General features: G+C 37.4%; 19 protein-coding genes. 17 read left to right on the top strand and 2 right to left on the bottom strand.

The genetic code is table 11. The annotated features are described in order from the left end of the window. Positions 1 to 85: 85 nt before the first annotated feature. The 15 genes from E7274_RS11890 (at position 86) to E7274_RS11820 (ending at position 18,735) form a co-directional block, all read left to right on the top strand. Complete coding sequence (locus E7274_RS11890; protein WP_304176181.1) at positions 86 to 2,050, top strand: fructose-1,6-bisphosphatase; 1,965 nt, start codon at positions 86 to 88, stop codon at positions 2,048 to 2,050. A 66-nt stretch (positions 2,051 to 2,116) separates the two neighbouring features. After that, positions 2,117 to 3,445, top strand: a complete 1,329-nt coding sequence (locus tag E7274_RS11885) for an MATE family efflux transporter (protein WP_304176179.1) — start codon at positions 2,117 to 2,119, stop codon at positions 3,443 to 3,445. 126 nt (positions 3,446 to 3,571) lie between these two features. After that, complete coding sequence (locus E7274_RS11880; RefSeq protein ID WP_304176177.1) at positions 3,572 to 4,372, top strand: hypothetical protein; 801 nt, start codon at positions 3,572 to 3,574, stop codon at positions 4,370 to 4,372. A 227-nt stretch (positions 4,373 to 4,599) separates the two neighbouring features. After that, the gene (locus tag E7274_RS11875) at positions 4,600 to 5,079 is read left to right on the top strand and encodes a hypothetical protein (RefSeq protein WP_304176176.1); all 480 of its coding nucleotides are present in this window, start codon (positions 4,600 to 4,602) and stop codon (positions 5,077 to 5,079) included. 33 nt (positions 5,080 to 5,112) lie between these two features. Beyond that, positions 5,113 to 6,027 carry a hypothetical protein gene (locus E7274_RS11870; protein WP_304176174.1) on the top strand — a complete coding sequence of 305 codons (915 nt, stop codon included), beginning with the start codon at positions 5,113 to 5,115 and terminating at the stop codon, positions 6,025 to 6,027. Between the two features lie 36 nt (positions 6,028 to 6,063). Further along, entirely contained in the window at positions 6,064 to 7,032 is a 969-nt protein-coding gene (locus tag E7274_RS11865; RefSeq protein WP_304176172.1) for a hypothetical protein, read from the top strand. Between the two features lie 64 nt (positions 7,033 to 7,096). Then, positions 7,097 to 9,883 (top strand): hypothetical protein, encoded by a 2,787-nt coding sequence (locus E7274_RS11860; protein ID WP_304176171.1) that lies wholly within the window; start codon positions 7,097 to 7,099, stop codon positions 9,881 to 9,883. Further along, positions 9,880 to 10,731, top strand: a complete 852-nt coding sequence (locus E7274_RS11855; RefSeq protein ID WP_304176169.1) for a heme-binding Shp domain-containing protein — start codon at positions 9,880 to 9,882, stop codon at positions 10,729 to 10,731. Before E7274_RS11860 ends, E7274_RS11855 begins: the two co-directional genes overlap by 4 nt. Further along, entirely contained in the window at positions 10,697 to 11,623 is a 927-nt protein-coding gene (isdE, locus tag E7274_RS11850) for a heme ABC transporter substrate-binding protein IsdE (protein ID WP_304176167.1), read from the top strand. Before E7274_RS11855 ends, isdE begins: the two co-directional genes overlap by 35 nt. Positions 11,624 to 11,626: 3 nt before the next feature. Continuing rightward, positions 11,627 to 12,640, top strand: a complete 1,014-nt coding sequence (locus E7274_RS11845; protein ID WP_304176165.1) for a FecCD family ABC transporter permease — start codon at positions 11,627 to 11,629, stop codon at positions 12,638 to 12,640. Beyond that, a complete protein-coding gene (locus E7274_RS11840) occupies positions 12,624 to 13,400 on the top strand; it encodes an ABC transporter ATP-binding protein (RefSeq protein ID WP_304176163.1) in 777 nt (258 codons plus the stop codon). Before E7274_RS11845 ends, E7274_RS11840 begins: the two co-directional genes overlap by 17 nt. A gap of 25 nt (positions 13,401 to 13,425) precedes the next feature. Beyond that, positions 13,426 to 15,159, top strand: a complete 1,734-nt coding sequence (locus tag E7274_RS11835; RefSeq protein WP_304176161.1) for an ABC transporter ATP-binding protein/permease — start codon at positions 13,426 to 13,428, stop codon at positions 15,157 to 15,159. Beyond that, positions 15,159 to 16,826, top strand: a complete 1,668-nt coding sequence (locus E7274_RS11830; RefSeq protein ID WP_304176158.1) for an amino acid ABC transporter ATP-binding/permease protein — start codon at positions 15,159 to 15,161, stop codon at positions 16,824 to 16,826. Before E7274_RS11835 ends, E7274_RS11830 begins: the two co-directional genes overlap by 1 nt. 16 nt (positions 16,827 to 16,842) lie before the next feature. Then, positions 16,843 to 17,223, top strand: a complete 381-nt coding sequence (locus E7274_RS11825; protein WP_304176156.1) for a YbaN family protein — start codon at positions 16,843 to 16,845, stop codon at positions 17,221 to 17,223. 141 nt (positions 17,224 to 17,364) lie between these two features. After that, positions 17,365 to 18,735, top strand: coding sequence for an MATE family efflux transporter (locus E7274_RS11820; protein WP_304176154.1), 1,371 nt, complete (start codon positions 17,365 to 17,367; stop codon positions 18,733 to 18,735). 200 nt (positions 18,736 to 18,935) lie between these two features. Here the strand turns inward: E7274_RS11820 and E7274_RS11815 are convergent, their stop codons facing one another. Both E7274_RS11815 and E7274_RS11810 read right to left on the bottom strand, forming a co-directional pair. After that, a complete protein-coding gene (locus tag E7274_RS11815; protein WP_304176152.1) occupies positions 18,936 to 19,622 on the bottom strand; it encodes a hypothetical protein in 687 nt (228 codons plus the stop codon). A gap of 196 nt (positions 19,623 to 19,818) precedes the next feature. Beyond that, positions 19,819 to 20,166, bottom strand: a complete 348-nt coding sequence (locus tag E7274_RS11810; protein WP_304176151.1) for a winged helix-turn-helix transcriptional regulator — start codon at positions 20,164 to 20,166, stop codon at positions 19,819 to 19,821. 135 nt (positions 20,167 to 20,301) lie between these two features. Between E7274_RS11810 and E7274_RS11805 the strand changes: the two genes are divergently transcribed. Together E7274_RS11805 and E7274_RS11800 are read left to right on the top strand one after the other, a co-directional pair. Next, positions 20,302 to 20,862, top strand: a complete 561-nt coding sequence (locus E7274_RS11805; RefSeq protein WP_304176149.1) for a flavin reductase family protein — start codon at positions 20,302 to 20,304, stop codon at positions 20,860 to 20,862. 109 nt (positions 20,863 to 20,971) lie between these two features. After that, the gene (locus E7274_RS11800; protein WP_304176147.1) at positions 20,972 to 21,466 is read left to right on the top strand and encodes a nitroreductase family protein; all 495 of its coding nucleotides are present in this window, start codon (positions 20,972 to 20,974) and stop codon (positions 21,464 to 21,466) included. Positions 21,467 to 21,645 lie beyond the last annotated feature (179 nt).

The following is a 21,645-nucleotide window of genomic DNA, read 5'->3' as shown; positions in this document are numbered from 1 at the left end:
AAATAAATTATTGTTTCTTTCGCTCCTTTGATAGTGTAAAGTTTAATTAAAGATGTAGGGAAACGGGAATACAAAAGGAGAGAAGATGCAACAGAATGAAATGGAAAAGCAGTATTTAAGGATTTTGTCCAAGCAATTTCCTAATGTAGCATCCACTGCTACAGAAATTATTAACTTGCAGTCGATTCTTAGCCTTCCAAAAGGCACAGAACACTTTCTTTCGGATATTCACGGTGAATATGAGCAATTCGCTCATGTTTTAAGAAACGGCTCGGGAGCGGTGAAGCGCAAAATCGATGAAGAGTTTGGCAACATGCTTTCGGAGAAAGAAAAGAGAGATTTAGCCACCCTTATTTATTATCCGGAAGAGCGAATCAGAATGATTAAAGAATCAGGCTGGGGTAATTCAATGGACGACTGGTATGTTGTGATGATTAACCGCCTGATTCAAGTATGCAAGGCAGCTGCTAGCAAATACACCAGGTCAAAGGTGCGAAAGGCTTTGCCAAAGGATTTTGCATACGTTATTGAGGAGCTTATTACTGGCAGACGAGACCACAGTGACCAGGAAGCATACTTTAACGAAATTATCCACACGGTAATTCGTATTGGAAAAGCGCCAGAGCTTATTGTGGCGCTATCGAATGCTATCAGCCGTTTTGTAGTAGATCATCTTCATATTGTAGGAGATATTTACGACAGAGGGCCAGGTCCACATATCTGCATGGATATTCTTATGAAGTATCATAGTGTGGACATTCAATGGGGAAATCATGATGTAGTTTGGATGGGAGCTGCAACAGGACAGCTTGCTTGTATCGCCACAGTGCTCAGATTTTCTGCTAGATATGGAAACCTTGATATTCTTGAAGATGGCTATGGCATAAATCTTCTTCCACTGTTCAAATTTGCTATGGAGACCTACAAGGAGGATCCTTGCGACCAGTTTGCTTTACACTATCGTGAGGGCGAGTATGATTTGGCAAATGCGGAAATTGACAGGAAGATGCATAAGGCCATAGCAATCATTCAGTTCAAAATTGAGGGGCAACTCATAAAAGAACATCCTGAATTTAATATGGATGACCGACTTCTTCTTGATAAGATGGATCTAACAAGGGGAGTTGTCCTTATAGATGGTAAAGAGTATGAGCTTTTAGATTGCAATTTTCCAACAGTTAATCCAGAAGACCCTTATGCTTTATCCAAAGAAGAAAAGGATGTAATGGATAAGCTTCGCGTAGCTTTCATGAAATGCGAGAAGCTCCAGGAGCATGTGGGATTTTTATATCGTAAAGGCGGATTATATAAGACCTATAATAACAATCTTCTTTTCCATGGCTGTGTTCCTCTTGATGACAATGGCCAATTCAAGGATGTGGAATTGTGTGGCAAACACTATAAAGGAAAAGCATTGTATGACGCCCTAGAACAGCTTCTCAGAAAGGGATACTATGCAATCGACCCTGAGGAGAAACAAAAGGGCATGGACATGCTTTGGTATACATGGTGCCACGCAAATTCTCCTGTATTCGGCAAAGACAAAATGGCCACATTCGAGCGTTATTTTGTAGCAGACAAAGAGACACATGTGGAGAAGAAGAATCCATATTACACTTGGTACGACAAGGACGAAACTGTAACTATGATTCTCAATGAGTTTGGTCTTAACTCACCTGAGAGCCATATTATTAATGGGCATGTTCCAGTGGAGGCTAAAAAGGGCGAGCTCCCTATCAAGTGTGGTGGAAGATTAATAGTAATCGACGGAGGATTTTCAAAAGCTTATCAACCAAAGACTGGTATCGCGGGATACACACTTACATATAATTCATATGGTTTCTTACTTGCGGCACATGAGCCTTTTGAATCTGTAGAAAAAGCAGTGGAAACCGGAAGCGATATTCATTCTGACACAGTGCTTGTTCAACACGTGGACAGACGAAAGACTGTGGCAGACACAGACAATGGACAAGCATTAAAGCAGAATATTATGGAGCTTGAAGAATTGCTTGAAGCATATCGCACAGGTATATTGGTTGAATCATAAAATAGTTGAATTTTAAAGGATATTTAGAGTAGAATAGAGCCCAAATTTAGTTAGGAGAATAAACTAATGGAGAAGAATCTTACACAAGGAAGCTTACTAAAAAACATTATGATTTTCTCGGGGCCTTTTCTGCTCTCTTATTTTTTGCAGACTCTCTATGGAATGGCAGATTTGTTCATAGTTGGTCAGTATAATGGAGCAGCATCTATATCAGGTGTATCAATCGGTTCCCAGGTAATGCACATGATTACTGTCATGATTGTAGGACTTGCTATGGGTTCTGTTGTTATGATTGCAAGAAATGTAGGAGCTAAGGACCGAGCTAAAATATCCAAGACTATCGGAAATACGATAGTTTTATTTGCTATAGTTGCTGTATTATTAGCAGCACTTTTGTTGGCTTTAGTGAATCCAATTGTTTCTGTTATGAGTACTCCAGTGGAAGCTGTTGATGAAACTACAGCATATCTTATTGTTTGTTTTGCAGGTATTCCATTTATTGTTGCCTATAATGTAATTGCAGCGATTTTCAGAGGTCTTGGGGATTCAAAAAGCCCAATGATTTTCATAGCAATTGCTTGTGTTTTCAACATTGCTTTGGACTATCTTTTTATTGGTGGTTTCGGAATGAAGGCCGTGGGCGCAGCATGGGCTACAATTATTGCTCAGGCTTTCAGCGTCCTTATTTCCATTATCGCTATTTATAAAATGAAATTGGTGTCTATTTCTAAAACAGATTTACGAATTGATAAATCTACTTTGGGAAGCATTCTAAGAGTGGGCGTTCCAGTATGTCTTCAGGATGGATTCATACAGGTTTCATTTTTAATTATCACTATTATTGCAAATACACGAGGCGTTGAAATATCTGCAGCAGTAGGTATTGTAGAAAAGATTATTTCATTCCTATTCTTAGTACCTTCATCAATGCTATCAACTATTTCAACAATATCATCCCAGGCAATCGGTGCAGGGGACAAGCCTCTGGCAAGGAAAACGCTCTTCTATGGCATGACGATTGCGGTATCAATTGGTCTTGTTTTTGCCATAGCATTCCAGTTTATAGCAAGTCCTGTAATCGGTATGTTTACTGATGATATGGTGGTAGTTGCACTTGGCGTATCCTATATCAAATCATATGTATTTGATTGTACTGTTGCCTCATTCCACTTCTGCTTTAGCGGATTTTTTGTGGCATCCAATTACTCATATATTTCATTTATCCACAACGTGGTATCCATCATTTTGATGAGAGTGCCGGGAGCATATTTTGCATCAATCTATTATCCAGATACTCTGTTTCCAATGGGGCTTGCAGCACCACTTGGAGGTGTCATTCAGCTAATCATATGTGTAGTGGCCTATATGATTCTTAGAAAACAAGATAAAATCTAAAATATTAATTGACTAAATGAGTTAGTCTATGCTAACATACCTCACAAGAGTGTAGCAGCAATGCGTAAGTCCGTCTTATGCAGGGTTACTATACTCTTTTTTTATATAGAAAAGAGGTGTGTCAATATGGAAAACAAGCATATTGTAATAAAAAATATGTTGTTCTATAGAACAATTTTATGCTTCAGTCAGGATGGCGGAACAAATACGGTAACCGGAATTTCCAAGAAACTAAATGTGGAGAAATACCAGGTAAGTAGAATTATTTCTTCTCTTGAAGAAGAAGGCATAGTTGAAAAAGACTCAAAGGGAGTTCCTAGTCTTACAAGGTATGGCCAGGAATATATTGGGAAATATCAACACAGAGTAGAAACTCTAATATCATTTTTGCTGAGGGCTAAGCTTGATCCTGCTTATGCAAGAGATTTGGCTTTGCACATAGCAGCGAATGCTAACGATGAGATAATGCAAGCTATTGAAATGTATGAAAGCCGCTCTAAGAGCAAGGAATTGCTGGCAGATAAATTGCGATTTTCTGGAAACCAATTTGCGCAAAAGGTAAATATGGGCTCCTATTCTTTACCTTGCACATTATTATTTAGGTTAGATACAGGGCTGATGACATATGTCAGCCAGGAAAAGCCTCATCGACTAAAGTTGAATGTAGATGCTAAAGGAGGAGCACTGCAATTTTTCCCAGAAAACAAGAGAATTAAGGACATAAGTTTTTTTGATAATGGTGAATTCATCCAGGCGGAGAAATTAGGGGATATGTATTTTATACCAATAGAGTGCCTAGGGTTTTCACAGATGGGGAAGAATGATTATTGTGAGTTAGGCTTTGTAGGAACAGTAAATATAAGATTTATGTATGAAGAAGCCGTGGGAGATGTTGAAAGAGATGGTATTATTGAGATATTTTTTTAAGTAGGCGATTTTAGTTGCAAACTCGCAACAGTTAGAATAGCCTAACCTATAGGAGTTGTTAAGAATAATTCTCACGAATGGTTGCGCTACTGCAACAAGTTACAGGTTGTACCAGTACTTGGCTGTAATGTAGTATTCCACTCGTGAGATATTTTTTTTGCCATATGGTTAGTCTTCACTAATTCGTCTTAAGAAATATCCAGATAGTTTAGAAGGAGATAAATGCTATGACAAAGAAGGTAAAGTATTCAATTATTTCTATTGCTACAGTTTTGGTGGTGGCTGGAGGAATTTACGGGTTGTACAGACACTTGAATTACTCCGGTGAGGTTACCAGTAGAGAATTTGAATTTGAGGAGGGACAGGAGAAGGAAACTGCAGAAGCAGGGGCGTCTGAAGGAATAGCAATTCCAGGGTATAGCACAATATATTTGGATGCTGGCTCAACAGAGGCAGAAGTAAACCTAACAAATCCAGAGGATAACAATGTTTACTTTGAAATATCATTCTATCTGCCTGAGACAGATGAAACAATCTACACATCAAAGCTTATAGAACCAGGTCAGAGTTTATATAACATTGAGTTGGATAAAGCATTAGATGAGGGAGAGTATGATCTCACAGTAAAATATGCTACCTATGCAATGGATGAAAACTATACACCTATGAATGGTGCAGAAGTTAATTGCAAATTGGTGGTCGAGTAACTAGTTTTATTTTTTACAAAAGGAGAAATGTTTATGAGATTAAGAGATAAAGTCATCTCAGGGGTAACAGCGGTAGCCCTTCTCGTACCTGCAATGTCAGGAACAGCTTTAGCTGCATCAACAAATTATGCAAATGGAGAGTATGTTGCAACATCTACAATGTACAGAGACTCTTCAGGAACAATCAATACAGCATCCACAAGTTCATGTGACACTTTCTTTACAAAGGAAGCAGAAATTACATTAACAGATGAGGCAACAATTATTACATGGTATGTGGAATCTAAAACTGATTATGGCATGAATCCAGTGGATAATTTTACAGTTACATATGATGGGGCTGCATATGATGCGACTATTGATTTTGACAATGATGTTCAAAAAGAAATTAATGGTGAAATGCATGCTGCAAATAAAATGACATTAACACTTCCAGCTGAAGCAATTGAAACAATTACTACAGACGGTTTGTTGGTATCATCTTATATTCCTGCAATGGCTGGATATGCAAATGGAGCTTATGCTACACAGAGCTACTGGGTACTTCTTTCATCAGTTAGAACAGCTCCAGCAGAATCTAATACACAGACATCTACAGTAACAGCTGATGTTGAAAAGAATGCTTCTACTTACACAGTAACAGTTCCAGCTAGCGTTGCACTTGGAACACTTTCAAAGACAGAAGATACATCAGTGGCTTTTAATGTAACTGTAGAAGCAGAGAATTTTGAGAATGAATCAATTGATGTAGCTGCGGTATCAAAAGGAAAACTTACATCTGATGGCGATGACACAATTGCTTTCACAAATGATTTTGGTACACAGACTGCAACAGAGTCAACAACTCTTACAGGAAATATTAATGTATCTGCAAGCGATGTAGCTTCAGTAAAGGGTGGTAACTACACAGGTACAACAACATTTACAATAAGCTATTTTGCAGAGTAAACATAATCATTATAAATAAAGAAAGAGAGGAATGTTATGAAGCTTAGAAACAAAATTGTATCAGGACTTACATCAATGGCACTTGTACTTACAACTTTTTCTGCTACAGCATTTGCGGCAACAGACACATATGCAAATGGCGCGTATGAAGCAACAGTTCATATGTACAAGCAGACAGATCCAACTACAACAAGTATGTGTGATCCAATCTTTGACCATGATGCAGATGTGACATTAACAGATGATGCCACAATCATTACAATTTATGTGGCTTACCCAATCCCAGCGTACCCTAACCTAGGAACAGACGGAACTCTATTAAATGTAAAAGCTACATATAATGATGTCGTATATACAGCTGATATTGATACAACATCTCTTCCAGAAAGAGCAATCGATGAAACATCTTCATTGTTTGGAATAACAACCGGTGAAAGCTACCCAATGGAGGTAATTACATTTAATCTCCCAACAGCTGCAATCGACGAAGCAACTACAACAGATGGAAATGGCATTTTAGTAGAAGCCTATGTAAATTCAGTAATGAATAGTACGGAATATTTTTATTTAAGATTGTCTGATATGACAATGACTTCATCAGCATCTGATTCAAATGCAACAGAAACAACAGAGCAGTCAGCTACTGTAACTGGTACAGTTGATAAAAATATTTCTACATACACTGTAACAGTTCCATCAGGAATAACTCTAGGTACTCTCTCAAAGGAAGAAGATACAAAGGTTTCATATGATGTTACTGTTACTGCAGATAGCCTTGATGGAGATTCAGTAGAGATTAAGGCAACAGAAAAAGGAAGTCTTGTTTCAGATAGCAATTCAGAAAATACAATCGCCTTTACAAACGATTTTGGTACACAGGTAGCAACAGAATCTACAACATTATCAGGAAATATTAATGTACTTGCTACAGATGTAGCATCAGCAAAGTCTGGAAACTATACAGGTACAACAACATTTGAAATTAGCTACTATGCAGCTGAGTAGTTAAACTAATTGAAAATATATCCTGTCGCTGTCTGCGGCAGGATTTTTTTGAGGATAATCGTTTATGAGAATTGTAAAAAGAATTATAGTGATGGGCTTTGCGATGCTTTTATTCATGCAGCAAGCTGCAATTTCGTTTGCAGCCATGGCTGATGAAGATAACAGAGATGTTGAGGTAACAGCGACTGTTGAAGCAGCTGAGCCAGAATACTATGTGACCTTCCCTAGTACTATTTCACTTGGGGAGATAACAGAGGATAAGAATATTTCAGTATCCTACGATGTTGTAATAACTATGAAAAATACGCAAGGTGGAACGCTGAGAGTGTCCACCGCAGCTACAGGATATTTCTATTTGAATGGAGATACTAGTAGCGACGCTTTAAAATATACAAACACTTTTAAAACTAGAGATTTTACTGAAAGCACAAACATTACTGCGACAGTTTCCGTTTCAAAGGAAGATGTTGCTAAGGTCACCAAAGGAAATTACTGGGGAAGCCTCACTATTACAAGCACATTTTATCCTGCAGGAAGTGATATTCCAGCAATTGAAGAGGATGAAGTGGTTACCTATGAAGAAGATTTGACTGGAGTAGAAAAAACAGTTCACATTATGAAATTTACAGATATTGGTACTGCTAGTATGAGTGACCCTCTCATTTATGACAAAGCATATTTGACAGATAACAATGATGGAACTACTACAGTAAGCCTCTATGCTATAGATCCGGTACCAGGCTTTTCTACATTAGGAAAACCGGTAGAAACATTTATAGCATGTGGAAGTGACGAAGATGTAAATGTGACTGGATCCACATTATCAGATTATGAGATTGTTGCGAACAGCGATTCCTTTGCAAGCGTGGCAACAATAGAGGAAAAGGTTAGCAGTCTATATTACGATGCTTCAGGAGTATTTATACCAGAAGCAGGCTACTATGACAGCGACAGAATTACATTTACTGTAAGCAATTCAGCTATTAGAAATAGTAAGACAGGAGCACTGTTTGCAGAGGTATTTGTAGGCACTGCAATGCAGAGCTGGCAAAAGCTTTACATTGTTATTGATGATGTGGATGAGTGGAGCACAGGAGGAAGTGAGTTTGTAGCGGAAGCTTTACCTGGTTCTAATGTAAATGGCTTATCAGACTTTGCAAATGATAATCCAGAGTATGGCGATGTTTCCATGACCATGACTACTCCAACTTCGGATACTGAGACAGTAGAAGCAAAATCTGCCATTGAAGATTTGTTGACTGCAAAAGATTATGGCCGTGATACAACCTACTATTCTATTGATATCACTGATGAAAATGGTAATGCTATTACTTCAACAGGCTCTGACCATGTGTTGGAAATTGTAATTCCTTGGACTTATGACAGCACAAAAACTGTAAGTGTATTCAGAGCTCACGGTGATGAAAATGACATTACTCAATTTGCATCTATCAGTAAGAGAACAACTAGCGGTGCAATTGACGGTACATTCTATTTTGATAAGGATGCAAACAAGATTTATTTATACAGCAATAAATTCTCGTTATATGCAATTCATCAAGAAGATAAGTCATCAAGTACTTCGGATGATGACGATGATACTACAACCACATCATCAACATCTTCGACAACAAGTTCAGATGATGAAGATGATGAAGATGAGGATGATGAGGATGGAACCTATAAGATTCCTGTAACCATGAAAAAATACAGTGACTTTAGCTCAAATTCAATGTGTGACACCTTGTTCTATGACTATGCCACAGTAGTAATAAGCGGAAGTACTGCGAAGGTTACGGTATATGTTATTGATCCAATTCCAAATTACCAGAGCTACGGAACACCTATTTCAAATGTAAAGGTAAAGTATGGTTCAAAGACGGTATCAGCAACACTTAATTCAAGTAATGCAGTGGGATTGTATTTTGCGGCGGATAGTTCCTTTATCCCTACGTCAGGATACTATAATGCGGATCCGGTAACCTTCAGCATTCCATATTCGTATTTAGAGGGGTCATCAAATAAAACAGTATTGATGCAGGCATACGTAAATGCGGTAATGGCATCTACCGAAAGTTTCTACATGGTATTTGATACCGCAAACAGAGTTAAAGATGGAAGCTTAAATACATCTTCGGATTTGGTCGATTTAGATGAAATCGAGGAGCTGGATGCAGATGAAGAAACTGAAGATGAAGAACTTACTGATAAGCTTGAGGATGGAACTTATACAGTAAAAATGGGAGCAAAGAAAAGCAATAGCGATGAAGATTCCATGATGGCTACATATATGTACCCTACAGGACAATTGGTTGTTAGTGGTGATGACGCAGCGCTTACATTCTATGTTCAGCATACTGTTGCCGGTAAAGAAAATGGCGGCCCTGAGTACATAAAATACAAGGATGAAGAAGCCACAAAGGTAAGTAAGGCTGAGACCTTTGATGGAGTAGTTTATGACAGTTTTACCATTAGTAATACTACCAATCCGATACCATCAATACTTCCTATCACTATGTATGTAAATGCAATGGGTATGGAAGTGGGATGTAGATTAACTGTGGATACTGATCTTTCTTCTACATCTACAACTACAAAGTCTAGTTCATCTAAGAGTAGTAGTGGTTCAACATCGAGCTCATCTTCAAGCTCAACAGCTGGTACAGAAAAAGTGGAAGGGGATGATTCGCCATTATCATCACTTATTACAACAGATGAGGAAGGTAATACAAAGCTTACAGCAAAATCAATATTTGTGATTGTTTTAGTAGTGTTTATTTTGTCAGCTGTTGCCGGACTAGTTGGATATAATCTTTATCTTAGACATAAAAAGAGGAACATTGTTATATGAAAAGAATAGTTAGATTAGTGATTGCAGCATTAATTGCAATAATGACAATATGTCCATTTCAAATAGTAAATGCGGAAGAATCCGTATATACGGTAGATGTAAGTGGTTATTATAGAAGTCCTGTTGATGGAAATATAGAGGATTCTGGTGGAGAAAGTCAGGAAGCATTGGGCCAGTCTATGGTTGAAAGTGTAGTGGAAACTACAGGTGTGTTAGAAGAGCTATCGGATGGCGGGTATGCACTCTATGTGAGATTTAATCTGATGGACAATATATCTGATGTATCCTTCAGCACTGTTGAAGATGGCGGAAGTACATGGTCATCAGTAAGCTATGAAGTTACAGGAAGCACTTCAGAAACCAAGGATTTCTATATTCCAATCCCTGCAAAGGAATCATATGTAAGAGCAGAGTGTTATGTAGAGCCAATGGGAAGAAGCGTAATCTTCTACATTGGCTATGACAATCTGGTTTCTGGAAATAGCACAAGCATAGCACTTTATGAGGGAACAACAAGTTCTGAGGATTCATCGGAGGATGATAAAACCTCAGAAGTAACAACAGATGGAACTGGACTTACAATAGGATATTCAAATTCATCATCTAATGATGCTGCGGATGAATCAGAGTCTGATGGCACACAAACACCAATAGGCCTCATTGATGACAGTGTTTGGATTACTTTATTTGGTGTTGTTTTTACAGCGGTTTTTATGGCCGGACTTTTGTTGATAGCGGTTATGCTCTTAGTTAAAAGAATCCAGAAAAACCATGAAGAAATTAGAGCAAAGAATATAAAGAGATTAGATAGATATGAAGATTTCGAAGTTTTTGAAATGGATTTATAAAAAGTCTATTTCACTAGGCCTGACAGCTGTCGTTCTTACAGCAGTAATACTGCTTGAAGGCTGTAACGGAGTGATAGGCAATACATCTGGCGCTACAAGCGTGGTAGCAGGAGATAATGTGAGGATAGCAGCTACATCTGCAGCAACAATGCAGATATGCGAGGCTCTGGATTTGGATCTTGTAGGCGTACCAACCTCAAGCCTTGTGGAAATCCCAGAACGTTATGCAGATGCAACCTTGCTGGGCTCACCAATGAGTCCTGATATGGAAATACTTGATAGCATTAATCCGGATTGGGTGCTGTCTCCTGTATCTTTATATGGAGATTTGCAACCAAAGTATGAAGCTGCTGGATACAATTATGCATTTTTAAATCTAAGTAGTGTGGAAGGAATGTTTCAGTCAATTACTGAGCTAGGACAGCTTTTTGATAGAGCTGATGAAGCCCAGAAATTGGTTGATGAATTCAATACATATATGGATGAATATAATGCCAGCCATGAGGGGGAAGAAGGCCCTACAGTTCTGATACTTATGGGACTTCCAGGCTCCTATGTGGTAGCTACAGAAAATTCCTACGTAGGTGATTTGGTAAAACTTGCTGGAGGAAAAAATATTTATGCTGGTGAGGAAGATGATTTTATAGCGGTAAACACTGAAGACATGCTTCAGAAGAATCCAGATATTATTCTACGAACCGCCCATGCGCTTCCAGATGAAGTAATGGAGCAGTTTGCAGAGGAGTTTGAGACAAATGATATTTGGAAGCATTTTGGTGCAGTTCAAAATGGCAAGGTATATGATTTGAATTATTCTCATTTTGGAATGAGTGCAAATTTTGAATATCAGGATGCTCTTTCAGATTTGGATGAAATATTATACGGAGAATAAGGCATGGATAAGAAAAAAAGAAATAGAGTTATTACCAGTGCCATTGCAATTGTCATAATGATGATCCTTTGTGTAATGGTGATTTTTATCTCGGTAAATTTGGGAAGTATAAAAGTTGGTTTTTTTCAAATGGTTCGAGGCTTGTTTTTCGAATATGACAGCGACGTGGCCACAGTTTATGACCTGCGTTTCCCAAGAATTCTTATTGCCATCATTGCAGGTGCAGCACTTTCGGTATCGGGAGTTCTGCTGCAGGCAGTATTGAAAAATTCATTGGCAGACCCGGGTATAATTGGCGTTTCATCAGGTGCTCAGTTTGTAACAGTAATTATAGCAGCGGCCCTTCCGGCTTTATATAATCATGTGACCATATTTAGTTTTATGGGAGGCTTATTAGCATTTTTTATAGTATATGGCATCTCAATGAGTAAGGGATATTCTTCGTTAAAGATAATACTTGTGGGAATTGCTGTACAGGCACTTTTTACAGGCTTATCGGATGCTGTTAATTCATTTGGTGGAGGAACTGTATCTACAGTTGCAGCGATTGTAGATGGAAATATAACACTAAAAACTTGGGATGATGTAAGAATACTTGCTGTTTTCGTTCTACCAGGATTGCTGCTTTCATTTTTATGTATTCACTGGTGCGATTTACTGGCACTTGAGGAAAAGACAGTAAGAGGACTGGGGATGAATGTTAAAGTGATGCAACTTGTGGTTTCAATAGTAGCGGTGTTGCTTGCAAGTTCAGTAACTGCAATATGCGGGGTAGTAGGATTTTTAGGATTATTGGTTCCACATATTGGCAGATTGATAGTGGGAAATGGACATAAAGCGCTGATACCGTTTTCTATGCTTCTAGGAGCATTTATCTATTTGTCGGCAGATACTTTAGGTCGTACTATTTGTTATCCATACGAAGTAAGTGCTGCAGTACTTATGAATGTAATAGGTGGACCGGTGTTTATATTTTTATTGCAAAGGAGTAGAAGGATTGATGGAAAACCTATTTGAAATAGAAGATTTAACTTTTGCATATGACGATAGACCGGTTTTGAGACATCTAAATGTAAACATAAAAAAAGGAAAAGTCACAACAATCATGGGCTCAAATGGATGCGGTAAGTCCACATTGTTTTCTTTGATGACAAAGAATCTGACTCCCCTTGGAGGAAGGATTCTTTTAAAGAATACAGATATAGCAGAGCTTAGCCTGAAAGCCTATGCAAAAGAGGTGGCCATTGTTCATCAGTATAACAGGGCTCCAGATGATTTAACAGTGGAAAAGCTGGTGGAATATGGCAGGACACCATATAGAAAATTAGGTGGAAGTATAGATGAAGATTTAGATAGGCAGATGGTTATAAGGGCTTTAAAAATTACAGGCACTTATCCATTTAAGGATAAAAATATTGCGGAATTGTCGGGAGGCCAAAGACAAAGAGTTTGGATTGCAATGGCCCTTGCCCAGGGGACAGATACAATATTTTTAGATGAGCCAACCACGTACTTGGATATCAGATATCAGATTCAGTTATTAAGGCTTATTAAAAATCTAAATCGTAAATACGGTACAACAATAATCATGGTTCTTCATGATATTAATCAGGCTATCAATTATAGCGATGAAATAATTGCATTATCTCCGGAAGGAAAACTGGTAGTGCAAGGAAAGCCAGAGGAAGTAATAAATACTCAGTCTCTAGAGCAAATCTTTGGAATCAGCTTGCCTGTAAAGGATTATGAAGGAAAGCCATATGCAATTTTATATTAGAGAGAAAGAAATTTAGGAATTATTTATGATAAAAACAAGATTATTAAAAATGCTACAGAAAAGTACAGTCTATGTAGTATTAGAAGTTGTATATCAGTGGCTTGGTCTTCTCATGCAAATAGTGATAGTTGAAAGAATTGCCCTAATTATTTCACGTCTATATGAGGAAAAAATAGAAAGTTTGATTCTATTTAAAGCATTGGTTTCAATCTGCCTTGCTGTAATAGTAAAGTCAGCATTTGATAGGCTTTATACACAAGCTTCATTTATGGCTAGTGTTGATGTAAAACGAGTTATTAGAAAAGAAATATACGCGAAGGTTCACAGATTGGGGAGTGGATACAAACAGTTTATTCCCACTTCTCAAATCAGTCAGATGATGGGGGAAGGTGTGGAACAGTTAGAGGTATATTTCGGAAAATACATAAGTCAGTTCGTATATGCGTTACTTGCACCAATTACTCTCTTCGTATTTTTACGTAGGTATAGTCTAAAGGCATCAGTAGTACTCCTTGTTATGGTTCCTCTCATTCCAATAGTAATCATGATTGTAATGAAAATCGCAAAAAAGATTTTAGATAAGTATTTTCAAATCTATTATGGGCTGGGGGATACATTTTTAGAGAAACTACAGGGAATGACTACGTTAAAAGTTTACGGTGCAGATGATAAAGCGGCATTGGATATGGATGTAGAATCGGAACGATTCAGGAAAATTACCATGAAGGTACTATCAATGCAGCTTAATAGCACAATTGTCATGGATATTGTTGCTTACTTAGGTGCAGCAGTAGGAATTCTGGTGTCTATTTCTGAAATAAGGGTTGGTCAGATAGGGCTGTATGAAGCGATTTTATTTTTACTTTTATCAGCAGAATTTTTCTTACCTATGCGACTTTTAGGTTCATATTTTCATATAGGTATGAATGGAATGAAAGCAGCTGATAGAATGTTTGATTTTCTAGATATAGAGGAAGGTCAAAAAGGAAAACAGAAGATACCTGAAGAACCTATTGAAGTAGCATTTGAAAATGTAAATTACAGGGCGGAAGAAACAACTATTCTTAATAATATTTACCTTAGTTTTTGTTCTGGAAAAGTCAATGCTATTGTGGGGAATTCAGGATCAGGAAAATCTACTCTTATAAAGCTGATTAGAAAACAGTATTTGGGATACGAAGGTTCTTTAAAAATAAATGGGGTCGAGTTGTCAGATATAGACAACAAATCCTTGGTAGAAAAAATGGCGATAGTCTCTTTGGAAAGCTATATTTTCTCAGGAACAGTGAGGGATAATCTGCTGCTTGTAGACTGTAAAAAACAGGATGCCGATTTGGTGGAAGCTCTCAAGAAGGTAAATTTATATGATGAACTATCTGAGCAGGGCGGCCTCGAGTATCTTTTAAAGGAAGGCGGCTCAAATCTTTCAGGTGGACAAAAACAAAGGCTTGCAGTGGCAAGGGCTTTGTTAAAGGATTGCCCTCTTTATATTTTTGATGAAGCTACCAGCAATATCGATATGGAATCAGAAGAGATTATTATGAAGGTAATATATGATCTTTCAAAGGTTCAAAATAAGACTGTTATTTTGATTTCACATAGGCTTGCAAATGTGGTGAAGGCAGACAAGATATTTGTAATGGATTCAGGAAGAGTAGTTGAAAATGGCACCCATGAATCTTTGATCAATCAACAAGGAAAGTATGCAAAGCTTTATGAAAAACAGTATGAAATGGAAAGCATAGGAGGTGCCAATTAATGGAAAAGAAAACAACAGGACTCTCCATAATGCTTAGGTTAATTAAGCTGGTTGCACCATTAAAATGGATTATGACTCTTGGTATCTTCCTTGGAACTATTGGCCACTTATGTGCAATTGCAGTCACTGTAATTGGAGCTAAGGGTGTTACCATGATGCTAATGGGGCAGGGCAATTATCAGAAGCTGATATTGGTGCTTGTGGTAGTGGCCATACTTCGAGGGATATTCCACTACGGAGAGCAGTATTGCAATCACTATATCGCATTTACGATACTTGCCATAATCCGCAATAAAGTATTTGCAGCTTTAAGAAAGCTATGTCCTGCAAAGCTGGAGGGAAAAGACAAGGGCAATCTGATTACAATGATTACCACAGATATCGAATTACTTGAGGTATTCTTTGCCCATACCATTTCTCCTATCGCCATTGCTGTCTTGGTATCAGTGATTATGCTTGTATTTTTAGCAAATATTAGTATTGTCTCTGCCTTGATTGGACTACTTGGCTATGTAGCGGTTGGCATAATCATTCCAATTTACAATGGAAGAAAAAGTGCAAATACTGGTGCTGATTTTCGAAATGAAGTGGGCAGTCTAAACAGCTATGTGCTTGATTTGGCATATGGAATTGATGAATCTATTCAGTATGATTCGTTTGAACAAAATAGTAATGGAATTGATACCAAATCAAAAGACTTAGGGAACACCCAGAATAGGTTAGTAGGTTATGAAAAAAATCAGAGAACTGCTACCAATGTTGTTATTCAGACGGTTTCAGTAATAATGCTTATAGCTATGTCTATGCAATATATGAATGGGAGAATCAGTTTTGAATCAGTGGTATTAGCCGTAGTAGCGATAATGAGTTCTTTTGGGCCTGTAATTGCGCTAGCATCTTTATCTAATAATTTGAATCAGACATTGGCCTGTGGAAAAAGAGTATTAGATCTTCTAGACGAAGAGCCTGAGGCAGAGGATGTGACAGATGGTATTGATTTAATAATGGATAATTCCTCGGTGGAAGACTATCTTGTGGCTGACAATATCACTTTTTCGTACAAGGATAAATTAGTATTTGAAAACAAAACAGTGAAGCTACCGAAGGAAAAGATAGTGGGAATACACGGTCCTAGTGGTTGTGGTAAATCTACATTTATACGATTATTAATGAGATTTTGGAAGATAGATGCAGGTCAGATTTTATATGATATAAATGGTGACATGGTGGATGTAAATCAGATTAATACCTCATCTTTAAGATGTAATCAGTCATTTGTCACTCAGGAAACATGGATTGCCCATGATACTATTCTTAACAACATTAAAATTGCTAAGGAAGATGCAACCTTTGATGAGGTAAGAGAAGCGGCAAGTAAAGCCAGCATATTAGAATTTATTGAATCGTTGCCTGAGGGATTTGAGACTGTGGTAGGAGAGCAGGGCTCCACATTATCAAGTGGCGAAAAGCAAAGAATTGGTCTTGCCAGAGCATTTTTACATGATGGAAAGATGTTGATTATGGATGAGCCTACCAGTGCTCTTGATGCCTTAAACGAAGCTGTGATTTTAAAATCAATAAAAGAAGCGGGGGCTAATAAAAACATCATTCTTGTTTCCCATCGCAAATCAACTATGAAGGTAGCAGAGACTGTGTTGGAATTTTAGAAAGGAAGAAATTGTAATGAAAAAAATATTTTGGATTGTTTTAGGCTCTATTTGTCTAGCTCTTGGAACAGTTGGGATTGCTTTGCCTATTCTTCCTACGGTTCCATTTTATTTAGCTACACTGTTTTGCTATGCGAAGGGATCTCAGAAACTTCATGATTGGTTTATAGGTACATCTCTTTACAAAAATCATCTGGAAGAGTTTGTAAGAGAAAAAGGTATGACAATGTCAGCAAAAATCAAGATGGTAGTTGTGGTGACACTGCTTATGGGATTCGGATTTTATATGATGGATGAAGTACCAGTAGGAAGAATAATTCTTGCTATAGTTTGGCTAGGCCATCTGTATATGGTCTTCTTTAGAATGAAGACGTTAGCTGTAAAGGAAGCAGAGTAAGAATTTTTGGTAAAAATTACCTTGGACAGATAAGTGATAATTTGATAATTTAGCTTTTAGATTATAAAGCGTGTGTAGCGAAAGCGTAAGTCCAGCGTCTGGCAGCATTCGTTACATGCGCTTTTTTGTTGGAGGTATAAAATGAACAATCCTATGAAAGAAGCACCAGTAAATTCACTGATGATAAAGATGGGAACACCAATTATTTTATCAATGATGATGCAGGCGCTTTATAACATTGTAGATTCTGCGTTTGTATCAAATATGGGTACTAATGGAGAGATGGCGTTGAATGCTTTGACACTTGCATTTCCGGTGCAGGTGCTATTGATTGCACTAGGAATTGGAACTGGTGTGGGAATGAATGTCGTTGTAGCAAGGAGCTTAGGGCAGCAAGATTATGAAAAGGCATCTAAAGCTGCAGGTACAACAAAAGTTCTGGCATTTATAATATTTGCAATGTTTTTCCTGTTTGGAGCATTTGGAGTAAAGTTTTATATAGGTACTCAAACATCAAATGCAACTATCTCAGAAATGGCTGTGGTTTATCTTAGGATATGCTGCATGCTCTCACTAGGAAACGTTTATTTTACAGTTTATGAGAAACTACTTCAGGCACATGGACGTTCTAAGTATTCAACAATCTCACAGATTGCGGGCGCTCTTACAAATATTGTGCTTGATCCAATCCTGATTTATGGACTCCTTGGACTTCCTAGAATGGAAGTAGTGGGTGCTGCACTTGCAACAGTTATAGGTCAGTTTGTATCCATGGGATTAGGATGGTACTTCCATCGTAGATACGATAATGAAGTGTCAAATGATAGAAAGTATTTAAAACTGACAGGCTCTATGGTTAAAGAAATTTATTCAATAGGCTTTCCTGCAATCATAGCCCAGGCCCTCATGTCCATAATGACTTATTTATTAAATATAATCTTTGTTCGTATTGGTGAAAATGTAGTTACTGCATATGGTCTCTACTATAAGATTCAGCAGTTCATATTATTCGCTGCATTTGGAATGAGAGATACAATTACACCTATCATTTCTTTTGCCCATGGAATGAAGGATGAAAAGAGAATCAAAGAAGGAATGAAATGGGGAATACTTTATACTTCTGCAATAATGCTGTTTGGAACATTGCTTCTAGAGGTTTTCGCAAGTCCATTTGCAAATATGTTTGGGCTATCAGGGGAAACTGAGTCCATTTGTGTTGCGGCAATGCGTATTGTCTCAATTAGCTTTTTATTTGCTGGATTTAATATTTCATTTCAGGGGATTTATCAAGCACTTAATGCTGGTCCTCAGTCACTTGTGATCTCAGTTTTAAGACAGTTTTTGATTGTCATTCCTGTAGCATATGTATTTTCAAATATGGTCATTTCGGGAAGTGCATCTAAATCTATAATATGGACGACATTTATTATAGCAGAGGTTATAACTGCGGTGATTGGATATATTATGCTTAAGAGAATAGTAAAAAATAGTTTAAGTTTTAGGGTTATATAATCATTGAGGGAAGGACTCATTTGCTAGTCAGTAGTATGATGATGATTTGGGACTGTATGGACAATCAGCTTTGTATATAGCGGGATTGTTTTTTGAAGAGATGGATAATAAAACGAAGGGTTGAAGTAAATGGCAAGGCTGTTTGATGTGATTCCGAATTAATACAATAACCAAAAGGCGGCCATAAGGCCGCCTCTTAGTTACTGCATTCTTTCTGCCAATTTCTTACGTTGTCTACGTTCGTGTTCAAGTCTTTCCTGTATTTCATCCATTCTCTTGAAAATATCAGCGATAGCTTCCACTTCATTTTGTGGACGTTCAGACTCAACTTGCTGTTTTCTTGCAGCAATGTCCTTTGCAAAAATCTTTCCAAATAAAAATCTTACAAAAGGTTGAATAAAGAATACCTGTGAAAAGAATGCAAATGGGAAGTTATGACATATGAGTTCAATCCAATTTGCAAGTAATGTGAAAACATTAAAGCCATTGTAATATGGATAGTATAAAAATGCTGCAATGAAGCTCATAGCTGGACACATGATTAAAACTGTGCATGATATGATTGCTGTTTCAAAAATCATAGGATGAATTTTACGTGGGTCAAACATTGAGCAAGCCATTTTAAATGAAAGTGGGCTGCCTAATAAGCACTCTAACGTATATGCGAAGCAGAATTCTACAATGACAACAGCCCAGATTGGAAGCATTCTACCAAACATATAAACACCGCCCTGAGTGTTTATGGCATCTAGAACACTACCTGTTCCATTCATCTCCATTAGTAGCTTTCCATTAACAACATACAGGCTATAAAATACGTAGCCATGCACTGTGATTATTACTGTTAGTAGAGCAAAAATCATTCTTTGAAATTGGTTTCTTGGCATAAAATTTTCTCCTTTTCTTTGCATAAAAAAACACATGTAGCTTGGTTTTTGAAATCTGGATATATACCTCATCTAAATAGATTACATATGTACCGTGATCAGATTTACGTGCCATGCACTACATGTGTCGTTTATGTATTTATTAAATTTCCTAGCAAATAATATCACAAGTTTAGAAAAAAATTCAAAGGGATTTTTACTCATCAAATGTACCTGCCATATACTCTCTACCCCAATCACATATTGAATCAATAACTGGTTTTAAACTTAGTCCTCGTTCTGTAAGAGAGTATTCAGTTTTTGGTGGAACAACAGGATATACTTCACGATGAACTAAGTCATCAGCTTCAAGTTCTCGTAATTGCTGAGCCAACATTTTAGCTGTTGCCTGTGGAATATATTTTTGGATTTGGTTATAACGAAGAACTCCGTCGTGTAATAGGTGATAAAGGATAATCATTTTATATTTGCCGCCGATTTGACTAAAAGTCGCTTCTACGGGGCAGTGAAAAGGCTTTTCCGAATTGGTTGATTTATTAGACATATAGACCTCCTATAGTTTCTAAAAAGTAAGTATATTACAAAAAAGTGCATTCTTCACAAAAATATATTCACATGCTATTTTTATCACGTAAACAAAAAATATGCAAGAAAAAGCAAATGCTTTAGGAGGTAAAGAATGCAAAAAGATATAGGTTCAGTAATGGGATTATATCCAACACCAGCAACTGTGGTCGGAGTAAAAGATGGTGACAAGGTAAACTTTCTAGTAATAGCTCATGTAGGTGTTGTTGATCACGGGCATTTACTTGTTAGTATTGATAAGGCTCATACACTAACTGATGCTATGATAAAAAATGTAAATGAACTTTCGGTTAGTCTTATCAACAAAGATATGCTAGTTAGAGCTGATTATTGTGGCATTGCAAAAGGTGCAACTACAGATAAGTCTACGGTATTTCAGCACCATTTTGAGGAACTTAAGAATGCACCAATCATTGATGAAGCACCAGTTTCAATGGCTTGTAGGGTAATTGATCAAATTGAAGTTGGCAACTTCACAAATTATATTTTGAAGCCAGAACATACTTATGTGCAGGAAGAGTGTTTGAATGAAAGAGGCAAGATTGATTATGAGAAAGCAAATCCAGTGCTATTCGAATTTCAAAGTGCTAAATATCTAAGTGTGGGAAAAGTAATTGGCAGATGCTGGGTAGAAGGAAAAAACTATGAGCAATAAAAATTACTTGACCTAGAGAGGAGTACAATTTTTTAAGGTGCATTCACAGTGTAGCTGCATTGGCACTAATAGTATGTGTGATTATTCATGTTAAGAATAGGAGAACATCATGAAAGAAATATTTGAAAGAGTAAGTATTAGAAAATATCAGGATAAGCAGGTAGAAAAGGAAAAAATCGAACAGATTTTGAAGGCAGCCATGGCAGCTCCTTCGGCTGGAAATCAGCAGCCTTGGGAGTTTTATGTGGTAACAGATAAAGAGAAAATCAAGGCACTTTCAGAATGCAGTCCATATTCTGGCTGTGCAAAGGATGCACCAGCTGTATTGGTTCCATGCTATCGCACTGAGGGGCTTATGTTTCCAGAGTTTGACACTATAGATTTAGCAATTGCAACAGAAAATGCATGGCTTGAGATTGATTCATTGGGACTTGGTGGAGTATGGCTTGCAGTTGCTCCAATCCCAGATAGAATGGAAAAGGCAGATGCAGTTCTTGGTATTGGTGATAAGCTTCATGCATATGCACTTCTTCCATTTGGTTATCCTGCAGAAACACGCACTCAACAGGATAGATATGATGAGTCTAGAATACATTGGGTCTAGTAAAAGAAACGCTATTTGTGTTCTAAAAAAATTTGAAAATTAAACACATACACATCACATAAGCGGGCTATTATTCGATTTGTCTTTCGGCAGCGAATGGTAGCTCGCTTTATAAAATACTCCAAATATGAAAATGTATCTCTCGTAATCTGCTTAATAGTAAAGCAGGAGAAATAAAT

Origin of the sequence: Pseudobutyrivibrio ruminis, from assembly GCF_015057245.1 — a bacterium.
Lineage (GTDB): Bacteria > Bacillota > Clostridia > Lachnospirales > Lachnospiraceae > Pseudobutyrivibrio > Pseudobutyrivibrio ruminis_E.
Note: the sequence above shows the minus strand (reverse complement) of the source record. Positions and strands in the feature narration are given on the sequence as shown.